The following is a 16,234-nucleotide window of genomic DNA, read 5'->3' as shown; positions in this document are numbered from 1 at the left end:
TTGAGCTAATAAGCTACTTTGCATTACCACATCAAATCATCTGGGATTTTAAAATCAGCATAAGGATCGTCTTCATCTTGTTCTGTCTCGCTCAGTGCATTATTCAACAAGATAGAGTCCACGTCTCTTTGTGTGATTTTATCCGCAACACTGGCTGGAATAATCGCGTATTCCGTTTTACCTGCATTATCCAGACGAGCAATAGCAAGACGCCCACTAATTAATTGAGATTGCGTCAGTTTATCCACCACAATTTTTTTAATCACATTATTGTCAGTGAAATTAAAATCAATATCGCCTTTTGCTGGCGTAATTCTATTCATCTCAATAAGTTGCTTAACTTGCGCTTTATATTCTTTAGATAAAGTCGCTTGTTTTTGTTGTTCGCTAAGCAGTTTATCGCGCTCAAGTTGAGCTTTTTTATTTTCTTCTACGGCTTCTCTCGCTTCTCGCGCTTGAACACGTGATTTTTTTGCCGTTCTTTGGACTTTTGCCATTTTTTTACTGGTCACAAGCCCTGCTTTTAACATTTGCTCTTGTAAGGTAAGTTTTGCCATTTTTATACCTAAATCTGCTAAATAATTTTTGAAATTATACCTGTAATTTCTAAGAGTGCATTAGATTGGAAAGATGTTGAAGAAAACTGATTTAAAAATTCCGCTACTTAAGAAAATATTTAAGTATTAGCAATCACATGATAAGTAGTTTTAGCAACATTTGAACCTATCCTTGTATTCAGAGTATATTGGAAAAACTATTATCAAACTTTCTCTTATAACAGGTAATACTAACAATGGCTCTGATCCCAAAAAACTATGCACGGTTGGAAAGTGGCTACCGTGAAAAAGCACTGAAAATCTACCCGTGGGTATGTGGACGTTGTGCTCGTGAGTTTGTTTATTCAAATTTACGTGAACTAACCGTTCATCATATTGATCACGACCATACCAATAACCCAGAAGACGGTAGTAACTGGGAGTTATTGTGTCTGTTTTGCCATGATCACGAGCACTCTAAATACACAGAAGCAGACCAATACGGCACAACGGTTGTCGCTGGTGAAGATGCGCAAGACGATGTCGGTGCAGCAACCTATAATCCTTTTGCTGATTTAAAGTCGATGCTCAATAAGAAGAAATAGTGAATGCAATGTCTGCTTTAGTGCAAAGCAGACAATCTACCCTATTTTCACGCACCTATGCACAATGATGTATACTTACCAACAAGAAATTTGTTCATGGTTAATTAATAATGAAAGAAATCGAAAAAGCAAAAATTAAACTCCTTAGCGACCGTTTAGACCTTATTCGTCACAAGATGGCAAATATCTCTCCGTCAGATGAAGTAGAAAAAGCGGAGAAATACGCAGAGTTTGAGAAAGAAAAAGTAGAACTGGAAGCTGAAATTGCTCATCTGAAAGCAGTACGTAACAATAAACTAAGTAAAGAAGCGCAGAAATTAGAGAATATGCCGTTCAAACGCCTCATCACTAAGAAAGAACAGGCTGATATTGGTAAGCTGAAGAAAGCAGTGCAAGGCTTGGTTATTGTCCATCCAATGACGGCATTAGGTCGTGAAATGGAGCTAGAGGGAATGACTGGTTTTTCTAAGACTGATTTCTAGTTAGATAATTAATCCAACTAAAACCTGTAATGATCGACTAATACTGAAAGGTTCTTAATATACTTTTCGTTGTTATGAACCGTCAGTTATCCTAATAAAAGATTAGGAAGTAAAGTATCACGAAAGCTTGAAAGCTACTTCTTCTGCTTACTTTTTTTCAGCAAACCTTTTAGCACCACAATATTCGCTCTAGCCCCTTCAGCCTCTTTTAGTTGACGACGTTTTTGAGAAAAAACATCAAATACATCTTTGGCTTTCTCGTCAGCTACTTTCTTACTAATCCCACCAACACCTTGCAAAACTTCACGGTCATTGAAACTTAAAAACTGATCCAGCTTGGTATCTCAATCCTGTAAAAAAACCTGCTTACGGCGCAATGCTTGGTCTTCAGCAAAATCCAACCACATATTGACGATACGATTTAATTCTTTGAGTTCATTTTCTCGTAGATAATTCTTCGCAATCGTTACATCCGTTTTACGCACTTCGTCCGACTTATAGCTAGTTAAACCCATATCTGGCTGACTGGCATCTGCACGGCTAGCAATAAGCTCAGCGGCAGTCATTTCCGTACAAGCAAAATGCAGTTTGTTTCGGATGGTTTGAAAAAAACGATTAGTTTCTTTATTGGAAGGCTCGTAGTCCGCTGCCATAGTGAAAATTTCTTTCACCCGTAAATACACGCGTCGCGCACTAGCACGAATATCACGGATACGTTCGAGCATCTCATCAAAGTAATCAGGAACAACAGATTGACCGACAGGCAGATTTTTCAACCTTTCATCATCCATCACAAACCTTTTGATCAGATACTGTTCTAAAGTTTGTGTTGCCCACTGGCGAAACTGTGTTCCGCGAATGGAACGGACGCGATAACCGACAGCGAGAACCATAGAAAGATTGAAGTATTTTACATTGTACTGTTTGCCATCATCCGCAGTTGTTCGGTAAAACCGAACAACTGAATCTTCGACTAACTCGCCTTCAGTAAAAATATTGCTGATATGCTCACTAATCGTGGCTTTAGCTTTACCGTAAAGCTCACAAATAGAGGATTGAGATAACCACAGTGTGTCAGACTCAAAACGGCATTCGACGCGAGTTTTACCATCTTCACTTCGGAATAAAACAAATTCACCCTGTGGTGCTTCAGGAAGATTTTCGCTCATTACACCGCCCCCACTCTATACGTTATAAATAAACCGTGAGTAACAATATACCATGTTTGTCCAAAAAATAAGGGTGACTGTAAATAGAGAATAAACTTATTATTTTTCCAAAAAACAATATGATAAAGAGATAACAAAAGGCTTTATTGGGAAGTGATAAAAACAAGAAGTGGCGGAAGATCACAGGAGTCGAACCTGCCAAGGACCGCTGGCGGCCCCATCTGGATTTGAAGTCCAGCCGCCCCACCGGGGACGATGATCTTCCATTTTTGAATGGGTCAAAAGGAAATAACAAGATGATTATACGCTGAATTATTTTTAATCCCAAGTGCATCAAATCAATAAAACTCCTTTCAAATAAAATAATCCCGTTTTTGAGTAAAACTTCGGATAATTACCGCGATACTATTGAACTTATACAGTTTCATCCTCATCTTACTATCTATAACGAATAAACTCAGTGGTGTGTTTTACGTCACTGCAAACCAAAATACAGGATGTTTTTTATGTCAAATCCATTACTTAGCACAACGGGATTACCTGCATTTTCCCAGATCAAACCAGAACATGTTGTTCCTGCATTAAAAGAAGTGTTAACAACTTACCGTGAAACAGTTGAAAGATTACTGGCTGAAAATACCCAATTTAACTGGGATAACCTTTGTCAGCCATTAGCAGAAGCAGGCGATAAACTTTCTCGTGTTTGGTCTCCAGTCAGTCATTTGAATTCTGTCAAAAATAGCGCTGAACTACGTGAAGCGTATGAACAAAGTTTACCATTGCTGTCTGAATTCAGTACGTGGATGGGGCAACATGAAGGCTTATATCAAGCTTATAAATCAATTAAAGAAAGTGCTGATTTTAATGCATTAACTCAACCACAAAAAAAAGCAATTGAAAACGCATTACGTGACTTTGAATTGTCAGGTATCAGTTTACCCAAAGAGAAACAACAGCGTTTTGGTGAAATCAGCGCGCGTATGTCTGAGTTAGGCGCTAAATATGGAAATAATGTATTAGATGCAACAATGGGTTGGTCTAAACTAATTACTGATGTAGAAGATTTATCCGGTATGCCTCAAAGTGCTATTGACGCTGCAAAAGCTATCGCACAAGCCAAAGAGCAAGAAGGCTACCTATTAACGCTTGATATGCCAAGCTATCTGCCTGTCATGACATATGCTGATAATCGTGAACTAAGAAAAGAGATGAGTATCGCTTATAGTACGCGAGCCTCCGATCAAGGCCCAAATGCAGGTCAGTGGGATAATAGCGAAATTATCGCTGAAATCCTTGCATTACGCCACGAACTCGCTCAACTCCTTGGTTTCAAAAATTATGCTGAAAAGTCACTCGCCACTAAAATGGCAGAGTCTCCAGAACAAGTCCTTAGTTTTTTAACTGACTTAGCACAACGCGCTCACCCACAAGGTAAAGAAGAGTTAGCTGAACTCACACAATTTGCAAAAGAGCACTATGGCGTTGATAAATTAGAATCATGGGATTTGGCTTACTATAGCGAAAAACAGAAACAACATCTGTTCTCAATCGATGATGAGCAACTGCGTCCTTACTTCCCTGAACAACGTGCTTTAAGTGGCTTATTTGAAGTTGTTCATCGTATCTATGGTTTAACTGCTAAAGAACGTAACGACATAGACACTTGGCATGATGATGTTCGTTTCTTTGAGCTTTACGATGACAGTAACACCTTGCGTGGTAGCTTCTATCTTGATTTGTATGCACGTGAACACAAACGCGGTGGTGCTTGGATGGATGACTGCATGGGAAGAATGCGTCATGCCGATGGCAAGCTACAAAACCCTGTTGCTTATCTCACCTGTAACTTCAATAAGCCTGTAGGTGATAAACCAGCACTGTTTACACATAACGAAGTCACCACACTTTTCCATGAGTTTGGCCATGGCTTACATCATATGTTAACGCAAATTGATACTGCCGATGTTGCAGGCATTAACGGTGTACCATGGGATGCGGTTGAATTACCAAGCCAATTTATGGAAAACTGGTGTTGGGAGCCTGAAGCATTAGCCTTTATTTCTGGCCATTATGAAACTGGCGAACCATTACCACAGGCAATGCTTGATAATATGCTTAAAGCAAAAAATTATCAGTCTGCAATGTTTGTGTTACGCCAACTAGAGTTTGGTCTATTTGACTTCCGTTTACATGCAGAATATGACCCCACAAAAGGGGCTCGTGTAATGGAAACCTTAACCAGTGTGAAAGATCAAGTATCTGTTGTTCCTTCAACACCTTGGGCTCGTTTTCCTCATGCCTTTAGCCATATATTTGCAGGTGGTTATGCCGCAGGTTATTACAGCTATTTATGGGCTGATGTGCTTGCAGCTGATGCCTTCTCTCGTTTCTCCGAAGAAGGAATTTTTAACCGCGAAACAGGCCAATCATTCCTAGATAATATTTTAACTCGTGGCGGTTCTGAAGAGCCAATGGAACTGTTTAAACGCTTCCGTGGTCGTGAGCCAAAACTTGATGCTATGCTTAAAGGCTACGGCATTAAAGGATGATATGTGAATATCTGTTTACTTTGTGAAGAAGGCGCTGATAACAGCGCCTTATCAGATTTAGCGCTACGTTGGGGATTAGTTCACGACGAAACGCAAACAATGGCTTTAGTGTTAACGCCGACTCACCTTGAATTACGCAAACAAGATGAACCTAAATTAGGTGGCATCTATGTGGATTTCGTAGAAGGCACCATGGCACATCGTCGTAAATTTGGCGGTGGTCGAGGTGAAGCGGTGGCAAAAGCCGTTGGGATCAAAAAAGACTATCTACCTGATGTTGTTGATGCAACAGCAGGACTTGGCCGTGATGCATTTGTCTTAGCATCTATTGGTTGCAAAGTCAGAATGGTAGAGCGTCACCCCGTGGTTGCAGCATTACTTGAAGATGGGTTAAAACGTGCTTATCTTGATGCTGACATTGGTGAATGGATGCAAGAAAGAATGACGTTAATTCATGCCTCTTCTGCCCAAGCACTCACTGAGATCACGCCTCCTCCTGATGTTGTCTATCTTGATCCGATGTACCCACATAAAACAAAAAGTGCATTAGTCAAAAAAGAGATGCGAGTGTTCCAATCTTTAGTCGGTGCAGATGAAGATGCAGATGCGTTGCTAGAACTGGCAATCACGTTGGCAAAAAAACGTGTTGTCGTAAAACGACCTGATTATGCTGAGCCATTAAATAATCAGCCTGCACACGCCAATGTAACAACAAAAAATCACCGTTTTGATATTTACCCTTGTGTGTAAACACTGACTTATAAGGGTAAAAAATTGGTTTGAAATCTGACGGGTGTTAAACACCCGTTCAGAATCAGTAAGATTTACAGCACGCCTTGAGCCAGCATTGCATCCGCAACTTTGACAAAGCCCGCAATGTTCGCACCTTGAATATAATTAGTCTGCTTACCTTCACCACCGTAATTCACACAAGCATGGTGAATATCTAACATGATGTGATGTAAACGAGCATCCACTTTCTCTGCTTTCCAGCTTAAACGTGCTGCATTTTGCGCCATCTCTAAACCAGAGGTTGCAACACCGCCCGCATTAGCTGCTTTACCTGGTGCAAAAAGGACACCTGCTTCGATAAAGGCATCTGTTGCTGCAATCGTTGTGGGCATATTCGCACCTTCAGCAACGGCTTTAACACCATTTTTGATCAAGACTTTTGCAGCCTCTAGATCTAATTCATTTTGTGTTGCACAAGGTAGAGCAATATCAACAGGAATAGCCCAAGGTTGTTTCCCTTCAAGATAGGTTAAACCAAACTCTTTGGCATACTCTTCAACACGACCGTAATTATTTTTAATTTCAGTTAGGCGTGTGAGTTTTTCAGTAGTAAATCCGGCTTCATCAACCACAGTACCACCTGAATCCGATGCAGTTATGACTTTAGCGCCTAATTCTAAACATTTTTCGATAGTAAACTGTGCAACATTACCTGCTCCAGAAACCGCCACACGCATCCCCTCAAGAGACATACCATGACGTTTAAGCATCGCATTAGTAAAGTAAACTAAACCATATCCAGTGGCTTCTGGGCGGATTAAACTGCCCCCGAATGAAAGACCTTTGCCTGTAAATACACATTCATTGCTATTAGACAGTTTTTTCATCATACCTGCCATAAAGCCAACTTCTCGCGCACCTACACCAATATCTCCTGCTGGAACATCTGTGTTAGCCCCTAAATGACGATAAAGTTCAGTCATTAAAGCCTGACAAAAACGCATGACTTCCCCATGACTTTTACCTTTAGGATTAAAGTCAGAGCCACCTTTCGCGCCACCCATTGGTAATGTCGTTAAGGCATTTTTAAATGTTTGTTCAAAACCTAAGAATTTTAGGATAGAGAGATTCACAGAAGGATGAAAACGCATACCACCTTTGTAAGGCCCGATAGCTGAGTTAAATTGGATACGCCATGCACGGTTAACTTGCACTTGCCCTTTATCATCTAACCAACAAACGCGAAACTGAATAATACGTTCAGGCTCAACTAAGCGCTCAAGTAATGATTGTTCACGATATTGTGGATTTTTTTCTAAAAAAGGCCACAAAGTGGTAAAAACTTCACGAACCGCCTGATGATACTCAGGTTGATGAGCGTTATATTTTTCTACCCCTTCTAAAAACGAAGACAATGAGCCAGATATATTCATTCCGCTATTCCTTTTTTGTGTAATGTGATGTTGGCATAACCTCATTTATTCGGAATATTTTTGGGTTTTGTGAGGTTGATGTTGTTTTGCTTCTTGAATATATCATTAAAATACATTCACACTTCAAGACATTTTTTTCATAATTAGACAAAAAAAAAAGGTTGACTCCACTTAACAGCAGGAAAAATAGGAATTTTAGGCAAAAAAATACCTGCATAAGCAGGCATTTTTTTTGCTTAAACAAGCAAGCGATTATTCTTCATCATCTTTCAGAGGAACAATTAACATATCAACATGCACAGTATTAATTAATTGACGTGCTGATGACATCAATTTGCTCCAGAAGTCTTGGTGATGACCGCAAACAACTAAATCCATATCGTATTTTTTAATCGCATCAACCAGAACTTGGCCTAAATCACCGCTACCACTCAAGGTTTCCTGAATTTCATAACCTGATTTATCTGAGAGGTCTTTTAACGCGTTACGGGTTTCATCAGTAATACGTTGTTGCATATCACCGAGGTTGACATCAATTAGACCGGTATAAAGATCAGAATAGTTAACATCAACGTGAATTAAGGAAACTTTGGCATTATAGGGTTTTGCCATAGATACAGCTTTCTGTACTAAGACGTTACTCTCAGGGGATAAATCAACTGCCACTAGAATATGCTTATAAGCCATCGTGAACTCCTTCCATAAGCTGATTAATCGGTTGGAAAGGCGGTTAAGCCTAAATCCTATGTATTAAATATAACGTTTTAAGATGAAAGTTAGATGTCGCCTTGATCACAACTTATGTTAAATTCATCAAGAAAGCATCTATCGATAAATAACAATATACACCATTTTAGATTATCACGATGTCATTCACCGACAATATCATCATAATAATGAGAATTGAGTATAAAAAACAACAAAAACACCCTTTTAGAGTTATTTTTTATCCATTTTTTTGAAAAAGGAAACAACTTGAACACGTCACTTTTGTTTATTGCTTAATTTCACCTAAACTTAAATAAGAGAAAAAATAACCTCTATGGGTAAAGGTTTTCTCATCTCTGAATCTATTATTCTAGGGAGGGGATTATGTTTAATGTCATTGTTATCTTTTGGGCGCTCTGTATTCTTTGCCTGATTAATATGATGCGTTATTTTTCATCTATTCGGGTATTACTCACAATACTGCGCCAATCTGATCCGTTACTCTATCAATCAGTAGATGGTAATGGATTTTTTACTATGCATGGGCAATTTTCAAAACAATTGCGACTTATCCGCTACATCAACCAACGCCAATATACCAACCATCATAATCCTGAAGTGATTATGCGTTGTGAGCGAATTTATCGGCAATTTTATCTTGTTAGCCGTTTTTGTATTTTGGCTGTAGCAAGCTTAATTGCGATGCTTATTTGGTAGGTGACAAAAACAAAAAAACGGTGACTTTTAGTCACCGTTTATAAACAAACTTGGGTAGTTTATTGCTTATCAGCCATTCACAATGAATGTCAGTGATATCCAATAAAGTAAACCTGATAAACCAATGCTAACTGGTAATGTTAAGATCCAAGCCAGTGCAATATTTTTCACCGTCTTCGTTTGAACCCCTCCACCATCAACAATCATTGTACCTGCAACTGCAGATGACAAAACTTGTGTTGTTGATACAGGCATACCCGTATAACTTGCGACACCAATGGACACTGCTGCTGTTACCTGAGCAGAAACCCCTTGAGCATAAGTCATACCTTTTTTACCAATTTTCTCACCAATCGTTACTGCAACACGTTTCCAACCTACCATTGTCCCAATAGAGAGCGCTAATGCCACTGCAACAATGATCCAAATCGGTGCATATTCCACAGTGTTTAGCAGGTCACGACTCAATGTTTTTAAGAACCGTGCATCTTGGGCGCTAGTTTCAGGTAATTTAGCCACTTCTGTTGCGGTATCAGCGATACACATTAGTAATCGACGCATTTGAGCACGCTGGTCTGCTGTTAGTTCATCATAAGAACTAATATTTGCCAGCATTTGTTCTGTTTGATTCAGAACAATTGGCGTTCTCGCGCTGTTACAATGGAAATCAGTATCACTAGGATCAGTTTGTGCTGACACTGCTGGTGTATTTTCGATAGCATGCTGTAATGCTGGCTGATGCTTCTCATAATACTGCTGTAAGTGCACAACGGCATCATGTGTTTTGGTGATATCGTATCCGCTAGCACTCATATTGACGACAAAGCCCGCAGGCGCCACGCCAATTAATACCAACATGATAAGACCGATACCTTTCTGCCCATCATTTGCACCATGAGAAAAACTAACCCCAACCGCAGATAAAATCAGTGCAGTACGAGTCCAAAATGGTGGCTTACGCTTACCATCTTGTTTTTCACGTTCAGCTGGTGTCAGGTGAATACGACGACGTTTTTTCGTACCACTCCAGTAACGGCGCAGTAAGAAAATCATCGCGCCTGCAATAACCAAGCCGATAATCGGAGAAAGAATGAGAGATAGGAAGATACTGATCATTTTTGGAATGTTTAACGCATCAACGATAGACGAATCTGTCACGATAGCATTTGTTAAACCAATACCAATGATAGCACCTATCAGCGTATGTGAACTTGATGCTGGGATGCCGAAATACCATGTACCTAAGTTCCAGATAATAGCGGCTAACAGCAACGAGAAGACCATAGCAAGGCCATGACCTGAGCTCACATTCAGCAGAAGATCTGTCGGTAACAAGTGAACGATAGCATAAGCTACACTCAAACCACCGAGCAAAACTCCAAGGAAGTTAAATACACCCGCCATCACGACCGCAAATTGCGCACGCATAGCACGAGTATAGATAACAGTTGCTACCGCATTTGCGGTATCATGGAAGCCATTAATAGCTTCATAAAATAGCACAAAAAGCAGTGCTAAAACCAACATTAAACCTGTATGAAATTCTAGGTCAGTAAACAAATGTAGCATAGACGTTAAGCCAGTTAGTTGGACATGAACGCGGCGCATTATCAGCGACAAATGCGAACGGTGGAAGCGAAATTTAACCTTTTTTTGATTTGATAACCAAGAAAATCAGAGCCTTTTTAAGATAATTCCTTATATATCATTTAATTAATAAAAATAAAAAAAAAGTAAATTTCTGACAATTTTTTTCCTTGCTAATACGAATTTAGGTGAAAAATGCAGATTTCTCCATATAATTTTACAAAAATACTCTGATCTTACGCGAAAATCATTGATTAAGTAGTCAGAGAAAACCAAGAACGAGACATCATTGTGGGATCATACGATACAGTAATTATAGGTGCAGGTGCCGCGGGGCTTTTTTGTGCGTCTTTAGCAGGACAAGCAGGATTATCTGTTTTAGTGCTAGATAACGGTAAAAAAGCAGGTCGAAAAATTCTTATGTCAGGAGGCGGGCGTTGCAATTTTACCAATATGTATATTGAACCTTCAGCCTATTTATCAGAGAATCCTCATTTTTGTAAGTCAGCACTTGCTCGCTATACACAATGGGATTTTATTGAGTTAGTGCAAAAACATAACATTGCCTATCATGAGAAAACATTAGGCCAGCTCTTTTGTGATGATTCAGCACAGCAAATTGTGGATTTATTACTTGCTGAGTGTCAAAAAGGGAAAGTAAGTGTTCGCTTACGTAGCGAGGTAACGTTAATCGAGAAAACAGAGGAAGGTTTCACTGTTTTTGTTGATGGGAAAGCGATTGTTACCCCTTCTGTTGTCATTGCCAGCGGTGGGCTTTCTATGCCTGGTTTAGGTGCTACTCCTTTTGGCTATAAAGTCGCAGAACAATTTGGCCTTCCGGTATTACCCACTCGCGCGGGCTTAGTGCCTTTTACACTACATAAACCTCAGCTTGAGCAATTTAGTCAACTATCTGGCGTGGCTGTACCTGCTATTGTGACGGCAAAAAGTGGAATAAGTTTTAAAGAAAATATTCTTTTTACTCATAGAGGTCTTTCAGGCCCTGCTATTCTACAAATCTCTAGTTATTGGCAACCTGGAGAGTATGTAAGTATTAACTTACTTCCAAATATTGACCTTGAAAGCCTTCTACAAGAAAAACGCCAAGAACACCCAAATCAATCATTAAAAAATACATTATCTCGCTTATTACCAAAGCGTTTTATTGAAATAATGATAGAAAATAAACAGTTACCTGATGTTTCCCTCACTCAACTTAGCAACGAACGTATTACTCAAATTGTAGCGTTGCTACAAGAATGGCAAGTTCAGCCTAATGGCACGGAAGGATATCGTACTGCGGAAGTCACTCTAGGTGGCGTAGATACTCGTGCCCTTTCCTCTAAAACGATGGAAGCCACCAAAGTAAAAGGGCTCTATTTCATTGGTGAAGTCGTGGATGTAACAGGTTGGTTAGGTGGATATAACTTCCAATGGGCATGGAGCTCAGCCTATGCCTGTGCTCAGAGCCTTATTTCAACACCGAAATCAACTTTTGCTGAGTGATAATAAATAAACGTGCCAATGTTAAAGTTATAAATATTGGTTTTATAATTCTATAAACTTATAAGTCATACATAACAAAACCCAGTTATCATCAATCTGTGATAGCTGGATTTTGTTTTATCGCTTAATAGCGACTCAAAATGATTCATATCCCTTCTTTTACTCTGGTTTTATAACGCATTTCCTGTTCTTTTTTCTATGAATAACCTTATAAAAAATATTGTTAACTATTTGGTTATATTACTATTTTAAAAAATTTTTAAAATAAAACGATTCGTTAATCAGTAAGTTAAAAGCTTTTCATTGCTTTTTTCGATATTGCTTAAAAAAAAGGCTTTACAAATGATACTGAGAACTATTATCATCAATAACACTTTCAGACGCACCACCTTCAGGGTGATATGAAAGAACGACATTGCTCACATTGCTTCCAGTGTTTTATTTAGCCAGCCGGGTGCTGGCTTTTTTCTTTTCAAAAACTTATTCGATGTTTTTGTTTCCCTTTATTCAAATTATTTGGATCTTCAGGTTAAATTCCTCCGCTTTTCTACTTTGTGCTATTGCGTAAACTGTGTTCAACAACTGATGAGAAGGAAACACATAATGATTTATCTACGCAAAGCAAATGAAAGAGGACACGCTAATCATGGTTGGCTAGATAGCTGGCATACCTTCTCTTTCGCAAACTATTACGATCGTGATTTTATGGGATTTTCTGCATTACGTGTGATTAATGAAGATCGCGTAATACCTGGTGAAGGCTTTGGTACCCACCCTCATAAAGACATGGAAATTTTAACCTATGTGCTTGAAGGTAATATCGAGCACAAAGACAGTATGGGTAATAAAGAAAATGTTCCTGCGGGTGAGTTTCAGATAATGAGTGCAGGTACAGGGATCACCCATTCAGAATATAATCCAAATAGTGATCAAGGGCTGCATTTCTACCAAATTTGGATTATGCCAAATACTGTCGGTATCACACCACGTTACGATCAACGTCGTTTTGATACAACTGTAAGTAAACAGCTTATTTTGTCGCCAGATGCCCGTGATGGCTCTTTAAAAGTATTCCAAGACATGACCTTATGGCGTTGGAACCTGAAAAAAGGCAAAGAAGCACAATATCAAGTAGAAGCGGGACGCAATATTTGGCTGCAAGTTGTAAAAGGAAAAATAGCCATTAATGACATAATTGCGACCACCAGTGATGGTGTAGCTATTGCTGATGAAGATATGATCCATTTTGTTGGTGATGAAGACAGTGAGGTTTTATTGTTTGATTTGCCTCCTGTAAAAGCATAGTTGGGTTATCACCCTCTAAAGCCACTTTTTCTCTAATAGATAGTTTCACTTTATTTCCTTTTTACTCCCTGAAATATTCTCGCATTTCAGGGATTTTTTTTATCTCTAATATCTCAAATAAAAAAACACCAAAATCATATCCTATGAATTTGGTGTTTTTATTAATGCTTTAAAAAATTAACGTTTTGGTCCAACTTTTGTCAGTGCTTGACCTGCTGGAGTATCTGTATATTTATCGAAGTTCTTCACAAAACGATCAGCGAGATCGTCTGCTTTTACATCCCATTGCGCTTTATCAGCATAAGTATCACGAGGATCTAAAATTTCACTGTTAACGCCTGGTAGTGCTGTTGGGATCTCCAAATCAAACACAGGTAATGTTTTCATTGGTGCTTTATCAATGTCACCATTTAAGATCGCATCAATAATAGCGCGAGTATCTTTAATTGAGATACGTTTACCTGTGCCGTTCCAACCGGTATTAACCAGATAGGCTTTTGCACCAGATGCTTGCATACGTTTTACTAATACTTCAGCGTATTGTGTTGGGTGCAGAGATAAGAATGCCGCACCAAAACAAGCTGAGAATGTAGGTGTTGGCTCTGTTACACCACGTTCTGTTCCTGCAAGCTTAGCGGTAAAACCAGATAAGAAGTGATATTGCGTTTGTTCTGGCGTTAAACGTGAAACAGGAGGCAACACACCAAAAGCATCTGCTGTTAAGAAAATCACTTTCTTAGCGTGACCCGCTTTAGAAACAGGTTTAACAATATTATCGATATGATAAATCGGGTAAGAAACACGGGTATTTTCTGTTTTTGAGCCATCGTCGAAATCAACAGAACCATCCGATAACACAACCACGTTTTCTAATAGTGCATCACGTTTAATTGCACCATAGATATCAGGCTCTGCTTCTTTTGATAAGTGGATCGTTTTCGCATAACAACCCCCTTCAAAGTTAAACACACCGTCATCGTCCCAACCATGCTCATCATCACCAATTAGCTTACGCTTAGGATCTGTTGAAAGGGTTGTTTTACCTGTACCGGATAAGCCAAAGAAAATAGCCACATCACCACTTTCGCCAACGTTTGCGGAGCAGTGCATAGAAGCCATACCTTTAAGAGGAAGGAAGTAGTTCATCATAGAGAACATACCTTTCTTCATCTCGCCACCGTACCAAGTACCCCCGATTAACTGAATGCGTTCAGTTAAATTGAAAGCAACGAAGTTCTCAGAATTAAGTCCTTGTTCCTTCCAATTTGGATTTGTACATTTCGCTCCGTTCATCACAATGAAGTCTGGTGTGAAATTTTCCAGCTCTTCTTGTTCAGGACGAATAAACATATTTTTAACAAAATGGGCTTGCCAAGCAACTTCCGTAATAAAACGTACTTTTAAACGTGTGTCCGCATTCGCACCACAAAATGCATCAACAACAAACAAACGTTTGCCTGATAGCTGATTGGTTACCAATGATTTTAAGTCAGACCACACTTCTTGTGAGAGTGGCTTATTATCATTTTTACCTTTTCCCTGATCAGCCCACCATACCGTGTCACGAGTAACATCATCACGAACAATGTATTTATCTTTCGGAGAACGTCCAGTAAATATACCTGTATCAACGGCAATAGCGCCTAACGAGGTTAATGTGCCTCGTTCATAACCTGTTAATCCAGGCTGGGTTTCTTCATTAAATAACAGCTCATAGCTTGGGTTATAAATGATTTCACTTGTGTCCTTAATACCGTACTGCTGGAGATCCTTAGGGGTAAGACCTTTAACGCTCATAGTTTCGCTCCTGATAAATAGACCTTTCTACGAGCAATATTAGGGTGTTACGAGTAATTAACAGCGATTGTTATCAATATTTTGAAAATTTATAATTTTTTTATGTTAAGAACGAGAGCTAATGCACAAAACTACAGAAAAATTGTTGAATAAAAAAGGACGCAAAATAGCGTCCTTTTGATAAAGTCACCTTGCTAAATCGAATCAGTGCAATTCTGATTCATTCAACTTATTGATATTATTAACATCATTCTCTGTGAAGATATAATGAGTTCCACAATACTCACATTCCATATCGATATTGCCCTGTTCTTGCAACAGGTGGTTCACATCTTCTTTAGACAATGTTACTAATGTATTTTCACAGCGTTCACGCGAACAAGTACAATGAAATTCAACAGCTTGAGGCTCATAAAGAGTAACATCTTCTTCGTGATATAAACGATGTAAGATCTCTTTAGTATCCAGCGTAAATAACTCTTCAGCCTTAATGGTATGAGTTAATTGTGTAAGTAATTCAAAATGTTCCGCCGTATGTTCTGCCGTGAACTCTTCTGATGCTGGTAATACTTGTAATAACATTCCTGCAGCCGCAGGCTTACCCGCTTGCATACCACTACGAATAAATACGCGAGTTGGTAACTGTTCTGATTGCTTAAAATAGTTATCAATACAAGCTTCAATAGTTTCACCATCAAGGGCAACAATACCTTGATAACGTTCACCTTTCTCTGGTGTTACTGTGATGACCATAAAACCATTCCCGATCATCTCTTTTAATGTACTTCCAGCCTTTACATCATCACCCACACGCGCAACACCGCGCATTTGTTGATTGTTATTACCATTGATAACAGCCAATCGTACTGGGCCATCGCCTTGTATTTGAACAGTAATATCTCCTTCAAATTTAAGCGTTGCTGTTAACAAACTCGTTGCCACCAGCAAATCACCTAGAAGACATTGAACTGGCTCAGGATAATGGTGATTTTCAAGCATTGATTGATAGGTTTCAGTCACATTGACCAATTCACCACGTACCGCGTTTTTTTCAAATAAAAAACGTGATAAAGAGTCTTTTTTAGACATAACGTTCTCTCATTTCAGG

13 protein-coding genes, 1 tRNA gene and 1 pseudogene are annotated in these 16,234 nt (G+C 39.1%); 7 read left to right on the top strand and 8 right to left on the bottom strand.

From position 1 onward, the window contains the following. Window positions 1-23: 23 nt before the first annotated feature. Window positions 24-557, bottom strand: a complete 534-nt coding sequence (locus tag DK866_RS17610; RefSeq protein WP_109409957.1) for a DUF2058 domain-containing protein — start codon at window positions 555-557, stop codon at window positions 24-26. 236 nt (window positions 558-793) lie between these two features. Between DK866_RS17610 and yajD the strand changes: the two genes are divergently transcribed. Both yajD and DK866_RS17600 read left to right on the top strand, forming a co-directional pair. Then, a complete protein-coding gene (gene yajD / locus DK866_RS17605) occupies window positions 794-1,141 on the top strand; it encodes an HNH nuclease YajD (protein WP_006534437.1) in 348 nt (115 codons plus the stop codon). Window positions 1,142-1,251: 110 nt separating this feature from the next. Continuing rightward, window positions 1,252-1,623: a YibL family ribosome-associated protein gene (locus DK866_RS17600; protein WP_109409956.1), complete on the top strand. Its 372-nt coding sequence runs from the start codon at window positions 1,252-1,254 to the stop codon at window positions 1,621-1,623. A 134-nt stretch (window positions 1,624-1,757) separates the two neighbouring features. Here the strand turns inward: DK866_RS17600 and DK866_RS17595 are convergent. Next, window positions 1,758-2,792, bottom strand: a pseudogene (locus DK866_RS17595) (virulence RhuM family protein). A gap of 170 nt (window positions 2,793-2,962) precedes the next feature. Then, a tRNA-Sec gene (locus DK866_RS17590) sits at window positions 2,963-3,057 on the bottom strand. Between the two features lie 241 nt (window positions 3,058-3,298). On the opposite strand from DK866_RS17590, the gene prlC reads away from it, so the two are divergent. Both prlC and rsmJ read left to right on the top strand, forming a co-directional pair. Further along, entirely contained in the window at window positions 3,299-5,341 is a 2,043-nt protein-coding gene (prlC, locus tag DK866_RS17585; RefSeq protein WP_109409955.1) for an oligopeptidase A, read from the top strand. 3 nt (window positions 5,342-5,344) lie between these two features. After that, window positions 5,345-6,091: a 16S rRNA (guanine(1516)-N(2))-methyltransferase RsmJ gene (gene rsmJ, locus DK866_RS17580; protein WP_109409954.1), complete on the top strand. Its 747-nt coding sequence runs from the start codon at window positions 5,345-5,347 to the stop codon at window positions 6,089-6,091. 74 nt (window positions 6,092-6,165) lie between these two features. Here rsmJ and gdhA read toward each other — a convergent pair whose 3' ends face one another. Beyond that, window positions 6,166-7,506 carry an NADP-specific glutamate dehydrogenase gene (gdhA, locus tag DK866_RS17575; protein ID WP_109409953.1) on the bottom strand — a complete coding sequence of 447 codons (1,341 nt, stop codon included), beginning with the start codon at window positions 7,504-7,506 and terminating at the stop codon, window positions 6,166-6,168. Between the two features lie 252 nt (window positions 7,507-7,758). Next, a complete protein-coding gene (gene uspA / locus DK866_RS17570) occupies window positions 7,759-8,193 on the bottom strand; it encodes a universal stress protein UspA (RefSeq protein WP_072068945.1) in 435 nt (144 codons plus the stop codon). A 405-nt stretch (window positions 8,194-8,598) separates the two neighbouring features. On the opposite strand from uspA, the gene uspB reads away from it, so the two are divergent. Beyond that, complete coding sequence (gene uspB / locus DK866_RS17565) at window positions 8,599-8,931, top strand: universal stress protein UspB (protein ID WP_072068946.1); 333 nt, start codon at window positions 8,599-8,601, stop codon at window positions 8,929-8,931. Window positions 8,932-9,000: 69 nt separating this feature from the next. Here the strand turns inward: uspB and pitA are convergent, their stop codons facing one another. After that, on the bottom strand, window positions 9,001-10,500 hold the full coding sequence (pitA, locus tag DK866_RS17560) for an inorganic phosphate transporter PitA (protein ID WP_109409952.1): 1,500 nt from the start codon (window positions 10,498-10,500) through the stop codon (window positions 9,001-9,003). 309 nt (window positions 10,501-10,809) lie between these two features. Between pitA and DK866_RS17555 the strand changes: the two genes are divergently transcribed. After that, complete coding sequence (locus tag DK866_RS17555) at window positions 10,810-12,024, top strand: NAD(P)/FAD-dependent oxidoreductase (RefSeq protein WP_109409951.1); 1,215 nt, start codon at window positions 10,810-10,812, stop codon at window positions 12,022-12,024. A gap of 603 nt (window positions 12,025-12,627) precedes the next feature. Next, entirely contained in the window at window positions 12,628-13,329 is a 702-nt protein-coding gene (locus DK866_RS17545) for a pirin family protein (protein WP_109409950.1), read from the top strand. Between the two features lie 177 nt (window positions 13,330-13,506). On the opposite strand, the gene pckA is transcribed toward DK866_RS17545, so the two are convergent. Further along, window positions 13,507-15,126 carry a phosphoenolpyruvate carboxykinase (ATP) gene (gene pckA / locus DK866_RS17540; protein ID WP_109409949.1) on the bottom strand — a complete coding sequence of 540 codons (1,620 nt, stop codon included), beginning with the start codon at window positions 15,124-15,126 and terminating at the stop codon, window positions 13,507-13,509. 204 nt (window positions 15,127-15,330) lie between these two features. Then, window positions 15,331-16,215: an Hsp33 family molecular chaperone HslO gene (gene hslO, locus DK866_RS17535; protein ID WP_109409948.1), complete on the bottom strand. Its 885-nt coding sequence runs from the start codon at window positions 16,213-16,215 to the stop codon at window positions 15,331-15,333. Window positions 16,216-16,234 lie beyond the last annotated feature (19 nt).

The organism is Proteus genomosp. 4 str. ATCC 51469, assembly GCF_003144375.1.
Lineage (GTDB): Bacteria > Pseudomonadota > Gammaproteobacteria > Enterobacterales > Enterobacteriaceae > Proteus.
Note: the sequence above shows the minus strand (reverse complement) of the source record. Positions and strands in the feature narration are given on the sequence as shown.

Bases quoted from the DNA above. Each gene is read 5' to 3' on its own strand.
- gdhA (WP_109409953.1), bottom strand. From the start codon at position 7,506: ATGAATATATCTGGCTCATTGTCTTCGTTTTTAGAAGGGGTAGAAAAA.
- DK866_RS17610 (WP_109409957.1), bottom strand. From the start codon at position 557: ATGGCAAAACTTACCTTACAAGAGCAAATGTTAAAAGCAGGGCTTGTG.
- prlC (WP_109409955.1), top strand. From the start codon at position 3,299: ATGTCAAATCCATTACTTAGCACAACGGGATTACCTGCATTTTCCCAG.
- uspB (WP_072068946.1), top strand. From the start codon at position 8,599: ATGTTTAATGTCATTGTTATCTTTTGGGCGCTCTGTATTCTTTGCCTG.
- DK866_RS17600 (WP_109409956.1), top strand. From the start codon at position 1,252: ATGAAAGAAATCGAAAAAGCAAAAATTAAACTCCTTAGCGACCGTTTA.
- uspA (WP_072068945.1), bottom strand. From the start codon at position 8,193: ATGGCTTATAAGCATATTCTAGTGGCAGTTGATTTATCCCCTGAGAGT.
- DK866_RS17545 (WP_109409950.1), top strand. From the start codon at position 12,628: ATGATTTATCTACGCAAAGCAAATGAAAGAGGACACGCTAATCATGGT.
- pitA (WP_109409952.1), bottom strand. From the start codon at position 10,500: ATGCTACATTTGTTTACTGACCTAGAATTTCATACAGGTTTAATGTTG.
- pckA (WP_109409949.1), bottom strand. From the start codon at position 15,126: ATGAGCGTTAAAGGTCTTACCCCTAAGGATCTCCAGCAGTACGGTATT.
- yajD (WP_006534437.1), top strand. From the start codon at position 794: ATGGCTCTGATCCCAAAAAACTATGCACGGTTGGAAAGTGGCTACCGT.
- hslO (WP_109409948.1), bottom strand. From the start codon at position 16,215: ATGTCTAAAAAAGACTCTTTATCACGTTTTTTATTTGAAAAAAACGCG.